The sequence below is a fragment of the Arthrobacter sp. TJ-178 genome, from assembly GCF_058269275.1.
Genome location: NZ_JBZCNK010000005.1, coordinates 215,847 through 230,913, shown reverse-complemented (window position 1 = coordinate 230,913; position 15,067 = coordinate 215,847). Strand labels below are relative to the sequence as shown.

The following is a 15,067-nucleotide window of genomic DNA, read 5'->3' as shown; positions in this document are numbered from 1 at the left end:
CAGTGGCTGAGCTTGTTTTCTTTTCCGGAACCATGGACTGCGGAAAATCCACGCTGGCACTGCAGATGGACTACAACCACAGTGCCCGCGGCCGCGGCGGGATCCTGTTCAGCCGCAATGACCGGGCGGGGGAGTCAATGATTTCCTCCCGGTTAGGTCTGCGCACCCCCGCAGTGGAGGTCACGGACGCCACGGATTTCTGGGACGAAGTGACGAACCGCCGCCAGGCAGGTTTCCGGGTGGATTACCTCATCTGTGACGAAGCCCAGTTCTACGCCGCGGACCAGGTGGAGCAGCTGGCGCGTGTCGTGGATGAGCTGTGCGTGGATGTGTTTGCTTTCGGCATCACCTCCGACTTCCGCACACGTCTTTTCCCGGGCTCCCAGCGGCTGATCGAACTCGCTGACCGGACGGAAGTGCTCCAGGTCCGCGCGCTGTGCTGGTGCGGCCGGCGGGCCACCCACAACGCCCGGACCGTGGACGGCGTGATGGTGGTGGAAGGCGACCAGGTGGTGGTGGGCGACGTCGGCAAGCATGCTCCCGCCGCGGCACCGGCCGGAGCGGCACCGGGTGTCACCGAGGAACCGCTGTTCTCCGCGGAAGCCGTGGAAACAGCGCCCGTCGTGGGATATGAAACCCTCTGCCGCCGGCACTACATGCGCCGGGTCACGGCCCACCAGGCGGAGTCGATCTCCGCTGCTGATGACTCTCCGGCCGACCTGGACGTCTGCGCGGTTCATCCCCGCATCCCCTAAGGAGCTCAGGTCCCGTGGCCTCGCGTGAAGTCATGGCAGACCGGCGCGCCACGTCGATCTCTGCGTGGCCGGCACGCTGAACGTTCGGCAATCACCTGGCCGTGAGGGACATCCTGAGGACGTATCCTGCGGGACCGCTACGGCAGCGCCTGGCTGCGCCGGGGCTGGCCGGAACCCTTGACGAGAGCTCGCGTGTAAAGCAGGCTGTACATGTAAAGCAGTCTGTACATGACAAGCGGGCTAAACATCGGAAGGGGAGAGCGGGATGGAGACTGAAACGCGCACCAAGTGGGGACAGGCGAGGTTTGGTTCCGGCCGGGTGCCAGCCATGGCAGTCGCTCTGCCCTGCGGGCTGCTCCTCGGAGCAGGCGGAGGATGGCTGGCCGTGGTCACCGGCGTCACAGAGGCGAATCCGGTGCTCGGCTTTTGCGTCTTCGCGGTTATGCTCACGATGCCCGCAACCCTGCTGGTGTACGCGGCAGTTGTTGACCGCAACACCATCGAGGGAGCGGTCGAACGGCCGGACGATTCGATCGAGGCTGGCTGGTATGACAAGGCGGCGTCCCGTTCCTTCACCGATCTCATCCTGATACTCGGAGTCGCGGGGACTGTTCTCGCATTCCTGCCGGGGGAAATTACCGTGAACTTGAAGCTTGTGCTGCCGGCCGTGCTGGTCCTGTGCGCCGTGCTCTTTGGCGTGCGCTATCTGCTGCAGCGGCGCCAAGGCTGACGTGCGCAATCGAGTTAAGGAATTCCGCTCGAACCGTGAGTGGTCCCAACAGCACCTCGCCGATGAGCTCGGCGTCTCGCGCCAAACCATCATCTCCATTGAACGCGGACGGTTTGATCCGTCCCTGCCGCTGGCCTTCCGGCTTGCGTCGCTCTTCGGCAGTACCATCGAAGACCTGTTTATCCCCGACGACTACTCCTCAGGCGCGCCCGGAACATCCCAAGCACCGGGTGCGCCCCAGGCGTGAAGGCTAGTCGCCCTTGGTGCCGAAGACGATGTCGTCCCAGCTGGGTACGGAGGAGCGCTTGGGCTTGACTGCACGGCGGTCGGTGCCGTTCTCATCCTTGCCGGAACCGTCCTCACCTGTTCCGGCGTCAGTACGGGCGGCACCGGAACCCATCCGGTCCCAGGGGAAGTCGGTCCGGCCGCCCTTGCGGCCCCCGGTCTTGGCCTTGCCTCGGGCCGCAGCTGCCTCGGATGAGGTGTTGGTGTCTGAAGCAGCGGCATCCTCTGAGGCAGGGGAAGGTGCCGTATTCGCGGCTGCCGTGAGGCCGCTGTCGGCTTCTGCTGCGGGCGCGGCCGCCTGGACGGCGTTCTTCACGGGTTTGGAGTTCTGAGCTTCTGCACTCGATGCCGCGGCGTTTCCATCCGTCGACGGCTTGTCACCGGCACCGGCCGCTGCCTCGCTGCGACGGCGGAGCGGCCGCGTCAAGACGCTGAGTTCGCGGGTGTCCCGGTTGACTTCGCCGGGCAGCCGGTCCGCATCCACGGCATCTGGTGCATCCGCCGCGGTATTCACGCCAGGGGCCGCCAGGGTGAGATGTCCGGTGCGGGGACGGCTGGAAGCGGAGTCATCCGCGTCGGAATGTCCGTCACGGGGATGGGCTGCCGGGATGCTGCCCTTGGCCAGCAGGGCGGCCAGAGCATCATCGCCGTTTTCATCGGCACCAAGCCGCTGACCGCGGCGGGAACGCAGGACCTCCAGCAGGTTGGCGTTGTCCTCGTCGCCTTCCACGATTGCTCCGTCTTCTTCAGCCGCGGCGGCCTCAAAATCAAAGACACGGTCTGCAACAGCGGTAAGCCTGCGGGACGGGAGAGGGGAGTCCAGGGGTTCCAGTTCACTCAGCAGCTGCGCCCAGCGGTTGGCATTGGAAATGCTCTTCCGCAGGGGGCTGAAGGTCCAGCGGGCCGGTGGTTCTTCACCTACTGAGACCTGTGAGCCGTCCTGCAGATCAAACCGGGCCACCACATCCCAGGTGGAGTCGGGGCGCCGCCAGGCGTCCCACTTGACGCTGTCCGGGTCCACGCCGAAGGCCTTGAGCCGGTGATTGACCATATCGCCAAGATTTACCGGGCTGTCCCCAAAAGTGCTGCGGTAGCCGTCGTGTGCGGCGGGCAGGGGGGCTGCCACCTCAACGGACTGTGCCTGCCGGGCGACGTAGTCGCGTTCGGCGCGGACCGGGCCCTCGTAGCGGCGGATGTGGGCGAGGTCCAGGCCGGAAGCTTCAGCGACTTCTTCGGCGCTGGCTCCTGACCGGATCCGGGCCTGGATGTCGCGCGGCGCCATGGCCGGACCCTCGGGGCGTGCGGCAGCGGCGGTGGAGCGGTGCATGGAGCGGGATACTGCCACCCGAAGCGCTTCATCCATGCGCAGGCGGTATGTCTCTCCGCCCTTGCCGCTGAGCAGCAAATGCTCGCCACCCTCATGGACACCCACGAGACGTAGATCCTGCATGAACCAATCCTCCACCCGATAGCAATTCCTTCTGGAAACAATGCCACCCGGCGGGCCGAAAGCCTACTGTTTGCGCGGGTGTGGCGCGGATTCGCCCCGGCGGGAGCCATGTGTTTTTGGCCTCCCGCAGCCCGGGCGGAGCCCCGGTGTGGTGTTTTGCTTCCGGGTCCGCAAAAATCTCGGGTTTACGGGCACAAAACCCCAGCTCATTGCGTTGATACCTCAGAGCCGAAGAAGCTTGCCGGTCCAGCCGGCAGGTCGGCCCGATTAACCCTCCCGACAACTCGACCGGATGGTGAGAGTACTAATTATGGCGACTGACTATGATGCGCCGCGTAAGACCGACGAGGACATCAGCGAGGAATCTCTCGAGGAACTCAAAACACGCCGGACTGCCACCACGCAGTCGGCGGTTGTGGACGAAGATGAGGCTGAAGCGGCAGACAGCTTCGAACTGCCCGGCGCGGACCTCTCCGGCGAAGAACTCCTGGTCCGGGTCCTGCCTGCACAGGCTGACGAATTCACCTGTGCATCCTGCTTCCTGGTTCGGCACCGATCTCAGATAGCTGCTGAGAAAGACGGGCTGTACTACTGCATCGACTGTGAGGGCTGAAGGCTCACCCGAGCCTTCAGTGCGCAGGCGGCCGGCCGTAACCGCCACCTGCACCGGCAGTCCTAACTGCTGAGCGCGCGGACCAGCTCTTCCGGGTGGCGGGTGGACGTGAGCCAGTATGGCGTGCGGTCGGCGGGGTCGGTGATTTCGATTTTGACCACCGGCGAAATCCACCCGCGGAAGCACATGAAGGCCGTGGCGTTCAATCCGCGGCCGCGCTGGTATGTGGCGTCGTCTCCCCGGAAGCCCTCCACAGCGCCCACGTAGCGCCGCTCAATTTCGGCCTTGCCCACCTGCAGGGTGTCCGCCGTAACCCGGATGGTGGGAGTGGACAGCAGCAAAAGGGTCACCAGGATTGCCGCGAAAACGATGGCGGCAATAATCCCGGTTTCGACGCTGATCGGCAGGAACACAAGGATGCTGGCGCAGGAGGCCCCGAAGACCATCACCCAGATCCAAAATGAGGGAAGGAGCCGCTCCGTGTATAAAACGGTGCTGGCCGGGGTCTGGGAAGAGGGGGATGACATACCTTTAGCTTGGCACTTTTGTGCCGGTATTTCATCTTGGACCCGGGCGGGTGGATTGCCGGTTCGACGCGTACGGAGAAGCGTCAGGAAAACGCGCTAAAGTGAGGTTCGGTATTCCCGGGAGGCATCCGGGGCGCGCGCTGATCCGCTTGGAACGCGTACCAGGAATCACACAAGGAAAGTCGGAGACACTGGTGTTTGAAGCAGGCCCCACCATGACCGTGCAGCTGAAAATGCTCGACGACGGGCTGGAACCGCCGTCGTACGCCCACCCGGGCGACGCCGGAGCGGACCTTCGCACACGCGTTGACTTTGTCCTTGAACCGGGGGAGCGCAAGCTTGTTCCCACCGGCGTGGCCCTGGCGCTTCCCTTTGGTTACGCGGCGTTTATTCACCCCCGGTCCGGGCTTGCCACCAAGCACGGCCTCACTGTGGTTAACGCTCCCGGCACAGTCGACGCCGGCTACCGGGGCGAGATCAGTGTCACGCTGCTTAACACGGACAGCTCCAATTCCATCACCCTGAGCCGGGGTGACCGGATCGCCCAGATGGTGATCCAGCGGGTGGAGACGGCGTCTTTTGAACTGGTTGATGAATTGTCCGAGTCCGTCCGCGGCGTCGGAGGATTCGGTTCCACCGGCGGTTTTACTGCACTGCCTGCCTAGAGCGGCTGTCCCCGGGGGCCAGCAGCGCGCGGCCCTCCCCATACGAGAGAGGAACCCGGTCATGGCATTTGGGCGGAAGAAAAACAAGCAGGAACAAGATCAGCAGGAACTGAGCGGCGAGGAGCAGAGCGAAGCCCGCGGGGATGCCGGATCTGCGGCTGCCGGTTCGGCATCCTCAGACGTTGTGAACGGTTCGGCGGCAACAGCGGCCGCGGGCCCCTGGGACGCCGCCGACAAGCCGTCCCTGGACGGCTACGTGGATCTGGGCGCGCTGCGCATCGCTGCGACCCCGGGTCTGCAGCTGCGTCTGGAAGTGGAAGAGAAAACCCAGCGCGTCGTGGCCGTAACACTGGACCTCGACGGATCCAGTCTGCAGCTTCAGGCGTTCGCGGCGCCGCGCTCGGAGAGCCTCTGGGACGACATCCGCGGCCAGATCGGCAAATCCGTGGGCTCGCAGGGCGGCACCGTGGACGAGATTGCCGGCGTCTTCGGCACCGAGCTGCTGGCCAAGGTCCCTGCCCAGGCACAGGACGGCTCCAAGGGCTACCGGGTGGCACGGTTTGTAGGCTTTGACGGACCCCGCTGGTTCCTGCGCGGTGTCTTCGGCGGACCTGCAGCATTGAACCCCGAGGCCGCCAAGCCGCTGGAAACGGTCTTCCGCGACGTAGTGGTGGTGCGCGGCGAACAGCCGCTGCCGCCGCGGGACCTGCTGCAGCTGCGGCTGCCGCGCGATGCCTCACCCCTGCCCAAGCGCACCGACGATTCGGACCGGCCCGCTCCTCCCGAGCGGGGCCCCGAGATCACGACCATCGGCTGACCTGATGCCCTCCCAGCAATCCCTCCCGCCGGGCAAGCAGGAGCCGGTGCACGTCAGCGCCCTGCCGGACCGCGGCCGGGTGTACAGCGGCGGCTACGTGGAGTCCATCACCGTGGTTCCGGCGACGGAACCTCCGCGCTTCACGGCGATGGTGGAGGACCGGGAAGCGGCGTACCGGGATCCGGCATCCCGGAAACCGCGTGCACGTGTCCGGCTTATCTGGCTGGGTCAGCGGCGGGTGCCGGGGGTGGAAGCCGGTACCCAGCTGGCCTTCGAAGGCATGGTCAGCACCGTGGGAAGTTACCCCACCATCTACAACCCCCGCTATGAAATCATCGGACGTCCGGAGAATGAAACATGACTGAGCGACCCGGCAGCGACGGGCCCGAACCCTCGACGGGCAAGGGCAACAGCGGCGAGCAGCCCAGTTTCGGCGACGTAGCCGGCGCCTACGCCGCCCGTGCCGGTGTGGAGCGCAAGGACGACGGCCAGATTGATGTGCTCAAGTCCGTGGGCGGAGTCCGGGGCCTGGCGGAAGCCATTGTTCCCGGCCTGCTCTTTACCCTGCTCTTCACCCTGACGTCCGGGCTCTACCTGTCGCTGGCCGCGGCCGTGGCCTCGGCTGGCGTCTTCTCGGTGGCCAACCTGGTCCAGAAGCGCCCGCTGATGCAGTCGCTGACCGGGGTGATCGGCGTGGTGATCTGCGCCGTCGTCGCCCTGCGCAGCGGCAGCGGCACGGAATTCTTCCTGCCGGGCTTCTACCTCAACGCCGCCTACATCCTGGCGTTCGGCCTGTCCATTGCCGTCCGCTGGCCGGTGGCGGGCCTGCTCTTCGGGTTTATCCGGGGGGAAAACGTTGAATGGCGCGCCAGCCGCAAGCGGACCCGTGCCTACGCGCTGGCCACCTGGATCATTATTGCCGTCTTTGCGCTGCGCCTGGGGGTCCAGCTGCCGCTCTATCTGGCGGACAATGTTGGTGCCCTCGGCACCATGCGCCTGGCCATGGGAGTGCCCCTCTACGCGCTGGGGCTTTGGCTGGCCTGGGTGGTTTCCCGGCCGCTGCCGCAGCAGAACCCCTAGAGAAGCGGAACCCCTAGAGAAGCAGAACTCCTAGGGCAGCAGGACCGCCCGCAGCTGGTCCTCGGCGGCAATCGTGCAGATGAAGAAGAGTTCGTCGCCGGGCTCGATGACGTCGTCGTTGCTGGGCGTGATGGGCGCGTCGTCGCGCAGGATGGCGGTGACGGCGGCGTCCAGGGGCCAGTCGATGGACCCCAGCGTCCGGCCGGTCAGCGGCGAATCGGCCGGAACGGTGAATTCCACCATGGAGGAAACGCCGGTCTGCAGCGTCAGCAGCCGCACCAGGTCGCCCACCTCCACTGCCTCTTCCACAAGGGCCGTCATCAGGCGGGGCGTGTTGACCGCCACATCCACGCCCCAGGAATCATCAAACATCCAGTCGTTCTTGGGATTGTTCACGCGGCCCACGGTGCGTGCCACGCCGAACTCGCTCTTCGCGAGCAGGGACACCACCAAATTGACCTTGTCGTCGCCGGTGGCGGACACCATGACGTCGGCCTCCTCGAGCCGGGCATCCTTCAGCGTGGTCAGCTCGCACGCGTCCCCGATCAGCCAGTGGGCGCCCAGCAGCCCGCTGCGTCCCACCACCTCCGGCTTCTCATCAATCAGAAGAACTTCATGCTTGTGGGAAAGCAGCTCCTTGGCGATGGAGGACCCTACGCTGCCGGCCCCGGCTATGACGACTTTCACTGGATCTCCTTGACGGGCGCAACGGACAAAATACGGCTGATTTCGCTGGTGCGTTCCACGTTCATCATGGCGTGCAGGACGTCGCCCTGCTGGTAGCTGGTGTCAGGCCGGGGGAGTATTCCCTCGCCGAACCTGGTCAGGTACGCGATGCGGACACCGGCGGCCTGTTCAATGCCGGTGAGCGTGGCGCCCATCCAGCCCTCATGCAGGGACAGTTCGCCCAGGATGAGCCGGCCGGAGGACTCGCGGAAGTCACCGTTGATGCTCTGCTCCGGCAGGATGCGCCGCAGGACCTGATCCGCGCTCCAGCGCACCGCGGCCACTGTGGGGATGCCCAGGCGCTGGTAGATCTCAGCGCGTCCCGGGTCGTAGATCCGCGCCACAACGTGGGGAACGTGGAACGTCTCGCGGGCAACGCGGGTGGCGAGGATGTTTGAGTTGTCGCCCGACGACACGGCCGCAAAAGCGTAGGCCTCCTCGATCCCGGCCTCCTTCAGGGTGACCCGGTCAAAGCCGACGCCGGTGACCTTCCGGCCCGTGAACGTGTGGCGCAGGCGACGGAAGGCCCTCTCGTCCTGGTCAATGACGGCCACCGTGTGCCCGGCATTGTCCAGTGTGTGGGCGAGGGACACGCCTACGCGTCCACACCCCATGATGACGTAATGGGCCACCTGCTACCTCGGTTCCTGATGATCTGCTGCGAAAAAACCCAACCGCCAGCATAGACCCCGGACCCGGGCGAATATGCACCCGGGTCCGGGACATGGTGTGATGGTCTTTTAGGCTCCATCAGGAAGTATCCGGCACTATGACGACCGACACCACCGAATCCGAGATCGAACTCACCATCGGCGCGCCCGCACACGGCGGCCACTTTGTGGCCCGGCACGAAGGCCGCGTGGTCTTTGTCCGCCATGCGCTGCCGGGTGAGCGGGTCCGCGCCCGCCTGACGGAAGCGGGCGACGGCGCCAAGTTCTGGCGCGCGGACGTTACCGAGGTCCTCGAAGCAGCTCCGGGCCGGGTGGAGCACTTCTGGCCCGAAGCCGACGCGCTGCGTGCGGCCTCCCGCGGGCGCCTGCCGGTGGGCGGCGCCGAATTCGGCCACATCGACCTGTCCGTGCAGCGCGAGCTCAAGGGACAGATTTTCGCAGAGCAGCTGCACCGCCTCGCCAAAGTGGACCGCGATGTCATGGTGGAACCGGCGCTGGACGAACGCGAAGACGGACTGCACTGGCGGACCCGCGCCAGCTTCTCGGTTGCTCCGGGCGGCCGGCTGGCCATGCACGCCCACCGCTCCGATGAACTGATCCCGGTCCAGCGCATGCCGCTGGCCGTTGACGCCGTCAATGATCTGCAGCTGTGGGACGTTGACTTCAGCGGCGTCTCCCGCGTTGAGGTGGCCGTTCCGTCCTCGGGCGCTCCGCTGGTGCTCCTTATTCCTGCTGAAGGCGCCCATCCCAAGGCCCTGGGCCGGATTGCTTCCGCCCTTCCCGAGGGAACTTCCATTGCCTCCTGGGATCCCGAAACGTCCACCCTGAACCGGCTCCGCGGCCGCACCTGGGTGTCAGAAAACGTGCTGGGGCATGACTACCGGGTGACCGGTGCCGGTTTCTGGCAGATTCACCGCAGCGCGCCCGCCACCTTGGCAGGGGCGGTCCTGGAGGGACTGCAGCTCCAGCCGGGCGAGCAGGTAGCGGACCTGTACGCCGGTGCCGGACTGTTCACGGCACCGCTGGCAGACGCCGTCGGCGAGACCGGCCGCGTGCTGTCGGTGGAAGGTTCTCCTTCCGCCAGCCGCGACGCCCGCAAGAATCTCTTTGCTGCTCCGCAGGTGGAGATCCTGCAGGGACGCGTGGACAAAGCGCTGGCCGCCTACGAGGGCCGGCTCGACGTCGTCCTGCTGGATCCGCCGCGCGTGGGCGCAGGCAAGGATGTGGTGGCCCGGATCGACGCCGCCGCGCCCCGCGTCGTGGGCTACGTGTCCTGCGATCCGGCGTCGTTTGCCCGCGACCTGGGCTACTTCCAGGACCTCGGCTGGCAGCTGGACTCACTGCGGGTCTTCGACCTGTATCCGCACACCCACCACATGGAATCCTTTGCGGTTCTGACCCGCCCGTAGCCGGACCCGGCTCGAGGGGCCGTCCGCAGAATTGGGAGGTTCCCCGGGCCGCCGGCCAAATTTGGCGGGCGGCTCGGCGGTGTCTTCGGGCTCACAGGCCCGTGTAACGGATAGTATAAGAGCAGTTGTGCAGATCCGCGCCGTGTTGGGGAGCTTTATCCGCTTAAGCGGAAAAGATTTTTCGTCCGGCAGGGGGCTTCCCGGCTGCGAAAATACTCCACCATTTTCCGGCCGTCCCCCGTGGCCGCCGGTTAGGGAAACCTAACTGGCATGCCGCGGACCGCTGGACAAAGATAAAACGGTGGCGAGAGGAGTCCTATTATGACTAATGTGGACAGCTTCGGATCCAAGGGCGTACTAAACGTCGGCGGAAACGAATATGAAATTTTCCGGTTGAATTCCGTCGAAGGTGCAAAGAGCCTTCCGTTCAGCCTCAAGGTCCTGCTGGAGAACCTGCTGCGCACCGAAGATGGTGCCAACATCACCGCGGATCACGTACGTGCACTTGCACAGTGGGATGCGAACGCGGAGCCCAGCACCGAAATCCAGTTCACCCCGGCCCGGGTGATCATGCAGGACTTCACCGGCGTTCCCTGCATTGTGGACCTGGCAACCATGCGTGAAGCCGTTGCCGAATTGGGCGGAGATCCCAAGCGGGTCAACCCCCTGGCCCCTGCGGAAATGGTCATTGACCACTCCGTCCAGATTGACGCCTTCGGCAATTCCGGTGCGCTCGAGCGCAACATGGAAATCGAATACCAGCGCAACGGCGAGCGTTACCAGTTCCTTCGCTGGGGCCAGACGGCCTTCGACGACTTCAAGGTAGTTCCCCCGGGAATGGGCATTGTCCACCAGGTCAACATTGAGTACCTGGCCCGCACTGTCATGACGCGTGAAGTTGACGGCGTCCTGCGTGCCTACCCGGACACCTGCGTCGGCACCGACTCCCACACCACCATGGTCAACGGCCTGGGCGTGCTGGGCTGGGGCGTTGGCGGCATCGAAGCCGAGGCTGCCATGCTTGGCCAGCCCGTCTCCATGCTCATCCCGCGCGTTGTCGGCTTCAAGCTCACCGGTGAGATCCCGGCCGGCGCGACCGCGACCGACGTCGTCCTGACCATCACCGAAATGCTGCGCAAGCACGGTGTCGTGGGCAAGTTCGTTGAGTTCTACGGTGAAGGCGTCGGAGCTGTTCCGCTGGCCAACCGCGCCACCATCGGCAACATGAGCCCCGAGTTCGGTTCCACTGCCGCAATGTTCCCGATCGACGATGTGACGCTGGATTACCTGCGTCTGACCGGCCGTTCGCAGGAAAGCGTGGACCTCGTTGAGGCCTACGCCAAGGAGCAGGGCCTGTGGCACGATCCGTCCGTCGAGATCCAGTACTCCGAGTACCTGGAACTGGACCTGTCCACGGTGGTTTCCTCCATCGCCGGACCGAAGCGCCCGCAGGACCGCGTGGAACTGACCAACGCCAAGGAACAGTTCCGCAAGGACCTGAAGAACTACGTCCACGAGACGGTTGAAGCCGAGAGCGGCACTGTTGACGAGGCGCTGGAAGAGACCTTCCCGGCCTCGGATGCGCCGTCGTTCAACGCCAACGCCACTCAGGTGGAAGACCACGGCCACGACCTGGTGGAAAAGGCTGACGCTCCGGCCGAACGCTCCACGAACTCGGTTCCGGTCACCATGGCCGACGGCCGCAGCTTCGAGCTGGACCACGGCGCCGTGTCGATCGCCTCGATCACGTCCTGCACCAACACGTCCAACCCGTCGGTGATGATGGCAGCAGCAGTGCTGGCCCGCAACGCCGTCGAAAAGGGCCTCGTCACGCAGCCGTGGGTCAAGACCTCGATCGCTCCGGGTTCCAAGGTAGTCACCGACTACTACGAGAAGTCCGGCCTGATTCCCTACCTCGAGAAGCTTGGCTTCTTCGTGGTCGGCTACGGCTGCGCCACCTGCATCGGTAACTCCGGCCCCCTGGAAGACGAAATCTCCACGGCCATCCAGGAAGCCGACCTCGCCGTCACCGCTGTCCTCTCCGGTAACCGCAACTTCGAAGGCCGGATCAACCCGGACGTGAAGATGAACTACCTGGCTTCGCCGCCGCTGGTAGTTGCCTACGCCCTGGCCGGCACCATGGACTTCGACTTCGAAAATGACCCGCTGGGCCAGGACGAAGCCGGCAACGACGTTTTCCTGAAGGACATCTGGCCGAACCCGGTCGAGGTCCAGGAAATCATCGACGCCTCCATCAACAAGGAGATGTTCAGCAACAGCTACGACACCATCTTCGAAGGTGACGACCGCTGGAAGTCCCTGCCCACCCCCGAAGGCGCAACCTTCGAGTGGGATACGGAGTCCACCTACGTCCGGAAGCCCCCGTACTTCGAGGGCATGAAGGCACAGCCGGAGCCCGTCACCGACATCGAGGGCGCCCGCGTCCTGCTGAAGCTCGGCGATTCGGTCACCACCGACCACATCTCCCCGGCCGGTTCCTTCAAGTCCGACACCCCCGCGGGCCGCTACCTGCTGGATCACGGTGTTCAGCGCAAGGACTTCAACTCCTACGGTTCGCGCCGTGGCAACCACGAAGTGATGATCCGCGGCACGTTCGCGAACATCCGCATCAAGAACCAGCTGCTCGACGGCGTTGAAGGCGGTTTCACCCGCGACTTCAGCCAGGCCGATGCACCGCAGGCAGCCGTTTACGACGCCTCGGTCAACTACCAGGCCGCCGGCATTCCGCTGGTTGTCCTGGCCGGCAAGGAGTACGGTTCCGGTTCCTCGCGTGACTGGGCAGCCAAGGGCACCGCACTGCTGGGCGTCAAGGCTGTTGTTGCCGAGAGCTACGAGCGCATCCACCGCTCCAACCTCATTGGCATGGGCGTCCTGCCGCTGCAGTACCCGGCCGGCGTCAACGCCGAGTCCCTGGGCCTGACCGGCACGGAAACCTTCGCAGTCACCGGCGTGACCGAACTGAACAACGGCAACACGCCCAAGACCGTGACGGTTACCGCCACCCCGGAGAATGGCGAAGCCATCACCTTCGATGCCGTCCTGCGCATCGACACCCCGGGTGAAGCGGATTACTACCGCAACGGCGGCATCCTGCAGTACGTACTGCGACAGATCACCGCCAAGTAACACGCAGCGTGTCCGGAGCCGCTGACGCGGAGCCGGAAAACGCGGAGCCCCGCCTCACGAGTATTTGACCTCGGGAGGCGGGGCTCTTTGCCTGTTATGGAACTGGCGGCGCTTCCTCAAGCGTTAGAGTTAAACCGTTGTGACGGTGTGCAGTGCCGTTGCCTGAAAGCAAGGGAGACGCCCGTTGGGACTTCTGGAAACCATCCGTGATCCGCGGGACCTGAGCAAACTCTCCATGGAGCAGCTGGAACGTTTGTCCGAAGAGATCAGGTCCTTCCTGATCAGCAATGTCGCCCAAACCGGCGGTCATCTGGGCCCCAACCTGGGTGTGGTGGAACTGACCGTGGGAATCCACCGGGTCTTCGACTCGCCCCGGGACAGCATCGTCTTTGACACCGGCCACCAGTCCTATGTGCATAAGATCCTCACCGGACGCCAGGATTTCTCCACCCTGCGCCAGCAGGGCGGCATGTCCGGCTACCCCTCGCGGGCCGAGTCCGTGCACGACATCGTGGAATCCTCCCACGCTTCCTCCTCGCTGTCCTGGGCGGACGGCATCTCCCGCGCCCGGCAGCTCACCGGCGAAGGCGACCGCTACACCGTGGTCATGGTGGGCGACGGCGCCCTGACCGGCGGCATGGCCTGGGAAGCCCTGAACAATATCGCTGCTGACCAGCGCCGCCGGGTCGTCATCGTGGTCAACGACAACGGGCGTTCCTACGCCCCCACCATCGGCGGCGTCGCCGACTACCTCGCGTCGCTGCGCCCCACCCTCGACGCCGTCCGCACCCACCGCGCCTACGAAAACACCCTGGGCTGGTGGAAGAACCGGCTCCAGCACGGCGGCCCGGTCGGCAAATTCACTTACCACAGCCTCCATGCAGCCAAACGCGGGATCAAAGACTGGTGGGCTCCGCAGGGCCTGTTCGAGGACCTCGGCATGAAGTACATCGGGCCCATCGACGGACATGACATGGCCGCCGTGGAACGCGCACTGACCAAGGCGAAGAATTACGGTGGTCCCGTCCTGGTCCACGCCATGACGGAAAAGGGCCGCGGCTATGCGCCGGCCCGCGCCAACGTGGCGGACCAGTTCCACGCCGTCGGCATTATTGATCCGGAGACCGGAAAGCCTGTTGAACCGGGTGGAAAGCAGTCCTGGACCTCGGTCTTCGCCACGGAAATTGCTGACATCGCCGATGAGCGCGAGGACATCGTGGGCATCACCGGCGCCATGCTGATTCCGGTGGGCCTGCATCGGTTCGCTGAAAAGCATCCGGAACGGGTATTCGACGTCGGCATCGCCGAACAGCACGCCCTCACCTCGGCGGCGGGCATGGCTTTCGGCGGGCTGCACCCCGTCGTTGCGCTTTACGCCACGTTCCTGAACCGCGCGTTTGACCAGCTGCTCATGGACGTGGCCCTGCACAAGGCAGGTGTCACCATTGTCCTGGACCGCGCCGGGGTGACCGGGCCCGACGGCGCCAGCCACCACGGCATGTGGGACATGTCCATGCTGCAGATTGTTCCGGGACTGCACCTGTCCGCTCCGCGAGATGCCACCCGGCTCAAGGAAGAGCTGCGCGAGGCGGTCGCCATCAGCGACGCGCCCAGCGTGGTCCGGTTCTCCAAGGGCACGGTCGGACCGGATGTGGATGCGCTGGAACGCACCTCCGACGGTGTCGATATCCTGGCCCGCCGTCCGAGCGGTGAGCAGTCCAACGACGTCCTGATCGTCAGTGTCGGTGCCATGGCCGAGATGGCACTGCAGGTGGCAGGCCGGCTTGGGGACCAGGGCATCAGTTCCACAGTGGTGGATCCCCGCTGGGTCCTGCCGGTGCCGCGCTCCATCATCCGCATGGCAGCCGAGCACCGGATTGTGATCGTGATCGAGGATGGCGTGCGCGCCGGCGGCGTCGGTTCCAGGATCCGCCAGGAAATGCGTGCTGCGGGTGTGGATACCGCTTTGAACGAGGTGGGTCTTCCGGTGGAATTCCTTGACCACGGCACCCGCGGGGAAGTTTTGGAGCGCGTCGGGCTGACTGCCCGGCAGGTGGCCAACGACGTCGTCGCCCAGGTCCTGGGGACAAAGGTGCCGTTTGCCCGCCCGCTTCCCGGGCAGGAAATGCCCACCGGACAAATCCCGAAAATCCAGTAGGCACAGTCAGCGGCAACTGCAACGGCGAGGAGCG

At 65.1% G+C, this 15,067-nt stretch carries 15 protein-coding genes; 11 read left to right on the top strand and 4 right to left on the bottom strand.

Annotated elements, in window-relative coordinates:
- The first annotated feature begins 2 nt into the window (after positions 1-2).
- The 3 genes from AC4D2Q_RS14810 to AC4D2Q_RS14800 all read left to right on the top strand — a co-directional run bounded on the left by AC4D2Q_RS14810 (position 3) and on the right by AC4D2Q_RS14800 (position 1,732).
- On the top strand, positions 3-755 hold the full coding sequence (locus tag AC4D2Q_RS14810) for a thymidine kinase (RefSeq protein ID WP_490947260.1): 753 nt from the start codon (positions 3-5) through the stop codon (positions 753-755).
- Between the two features lie 265 nt (positions 756-1,020).
- The gene (locus AC4D2Q_RS14805) at positions 1,021-1,485 is read left to right on the top strand and encodes a hypothetical protein (RefSeq protein ID WP_490947259.1); all 465 of its coding nucleotides are present in this window, start codon (positions 1,021-1,023) and stop codon (positions 1,483-1,485) included.
- Between the two features lies 1 nt (position 1,486).
- On the top strand, positions 1,487-1,732 hold the full coding sequence (locus AC4D2Q_RS14800; protein WP_490947258.1) for a helix-turn-helix transcriptional regulator: 246 nt from the start codon (positions 1,487-1,489) through the stop codon (positions 1,730-1,732).
- Between the two features lie 3 nt (positions 1,733-1,735).
- On the opposite strand, the gene sepH is transcribed toward AC4D2Q_RS14800, so the two are convergent.
- Positions 1,736-3,220 carry a septation protein SepH gene (sepH, locus tag AC4D2Q_RS14795; RefSeq protein WP_490947257.1) on the bottom strand — a complete coding sequence of 495 codons (1,485 nt, stop codon included), beginning with the start codon at positions 3,218-3,220 and terminating at the stop codon, positions 1,736-1,738.
- A 310-nt stretch (positions 3,221-3,530) separates the two neighbouring features.
- Here sepH and AC4D2Q_RS14790 point away from each other — a divergent pair, with 310 nt between their 5' ends.
- Positions 3,531-3,833 (top strand): DUF4193 domain-containing protein, encoded by a 303-nt coding sequence (locus AC4D2Q_RS14790; RefSeq protein WP_490947256.1) that lies wholly within the window; start codon positions 3,531-3,533, stop codon positions 3,831-3,833.
- Between the two features lie 62 nt (positions 3,834-3,895).
- Here AC4D2Q_RS14790 and AC4D2Q_RS14785 read toward each other — a convergent pair whose 3' ends face one another.
- Positions 3,896-4,360 carry a DUF3093 domain-containing protein gene (locus tag AC4D2Q_RS14785; RefSeq protein WP_490925028.1) on the bottom strand — a complete coding sequence of 155 codons (465 nt, stop codon included), beginning with the start codon at positions 4,358-4,360 and terminating at the stop codon, positions 3,896-3,898.
- A gap of 215 nt (positions 4,361-4,575) precedes the next feature.
- Here AC4D2Q_RS14785 and dut point away from each other — a divergent pair, with 215 nt between their 5' ends.
- From dut to AC4D2Q_RS14765, 4 genes are all read left to right on the top strand, one after another.
- Positions 4,576-5,025: a dUTP diphosphatase gene (gene dut, locus AC4D2Q_RS14780; protein WP_490947378.1), complete on the top strand. Its 450-nt coding sequence runs from the start codon at positions 4,576-4,578 to the stop codon at positions 5,023-5,025.
- Between the two features lie 61 nt (positions 5,026-5,086).
- Positions 5,087-5,842, top strand: a complete 756-nt coding sequence (locus tag AC4D2Q_RS14775) for a DUF3710 domain-containing protein (protein ID WP_490947255.1) — start codon at positions 5,087-5,089, stop codon at positions 5,840-5,842.
- A gap of 4 nt (positions 5,843-5,846) precedes the next feature.
- Positions 5,847-6,203: a single stranded DNA-binding domain-containing protein gene (locus tag AC4D2Q_RS14770; RefSeq protein ID WP_490947254.1), complete on the top strand. Its 357-nt coding sequence runs from the start codon at positions 5,847-5,849 to the stop codon at positions 6,201-6,203.
- Positions 6,200-6,922: a DUF3159 domain-containing protein gene (locus AC4D2Q_RS14765; RefSeq protein WP_490947253.1), complete on the top strand. Its 723-nt coding sequence runs from the start codon at positions 6,200-6,202 to the stop codon at positions 6,920-6,922. Before AC4D2Q_RS14770 ends, AC4D2Q_RS14765 begins: the two co-directional genes overlap by 4 nt.
- Positions 6,923-6,952: 30 nt before the next feature.
- On the opposite strand, the gene AC4D2Q_RS14760 is transcribed toward AC4D2Q_RS14765, so the two are convergent.
- Together AC4D2Q_RS14760 and AC4D2Q_RS14755 are read right to left on the bottom strand one after the other, a co-directional pair.
- A complete protein-coding gene (locus AC4D2Q_RS14760) occupies positions 6,953-7,609 on the bottom strand; it encodes a potassium channel family protein (protein ID WP_490925032.1) in 657 nt (218 codons plus the stop codon).
- A complete protein-coding gene (locus tag AC4D2Q_RS14755) occupies positions 7,606-8,280 on the bottom strand; it encodes a potassium channel family protein (RefSeq protein WP_490925033.1) in 675 nt (224 codons plus the stop codon). Before AC4D2Q_RS14755 ends, AC4D2Q_RS14760 begins: the two co-directional genes overlap by 4 nt.
- A gap of 137 nt (positions 8,281-8,417) precedes the next feature.
- Between AC4D2Q_RS14755 and AC4D2Q_RS14750 the strand changes: the two genes are divergently transcribed.
- The 3 genes from AC4D2Q_RS14750 to dxs all read left to right on the top strand — a co-directional run bounded on the left by AC4D2Q_RS14750 (position 8,418) and on the right by dxs (position 15,033).
- On the top strand, positions 8,418-9,728 hold the full coding sequence (locus AC4D2Q_RS14750) for a class I SAM-dependent RNA methyltransferase (RefSeq protein WP_490947252.1): 1,311 nt from the start codon (positions 8,418-8,420) through the stop codon (positions 9,726-9,728).
- Positions 9,729-10,049: 321 nt separating this feature from the next.
- Positions 10,050-12,875, top strand: coding sequence for an aconitate hydratase (locus tag AC4D2Q_RS14745; protein WP_490925035.1), 2,826 nt, complete (start codon positions 10,050-10,052; stop codon positions 12,873-12,875).
- A 184-nt stretch (positions 12,876-13,059) separates the two neighbouring features.
- Positions 13,060-15,033, top strand: a complete 1,974-nt coding sequence (gene dxs, locus AC4D2Q_RS14740) for a 1-deoxy-D-xylulose-5-phosphate synthase (RefSeq protein WP_490925036.1) — start codon at positions 13,060-13,062, stop codon at positions 15,031-15,033.
- The last annotated feature ends 34 nt before the right edge of the window (positions 15,034-15,067 follow it).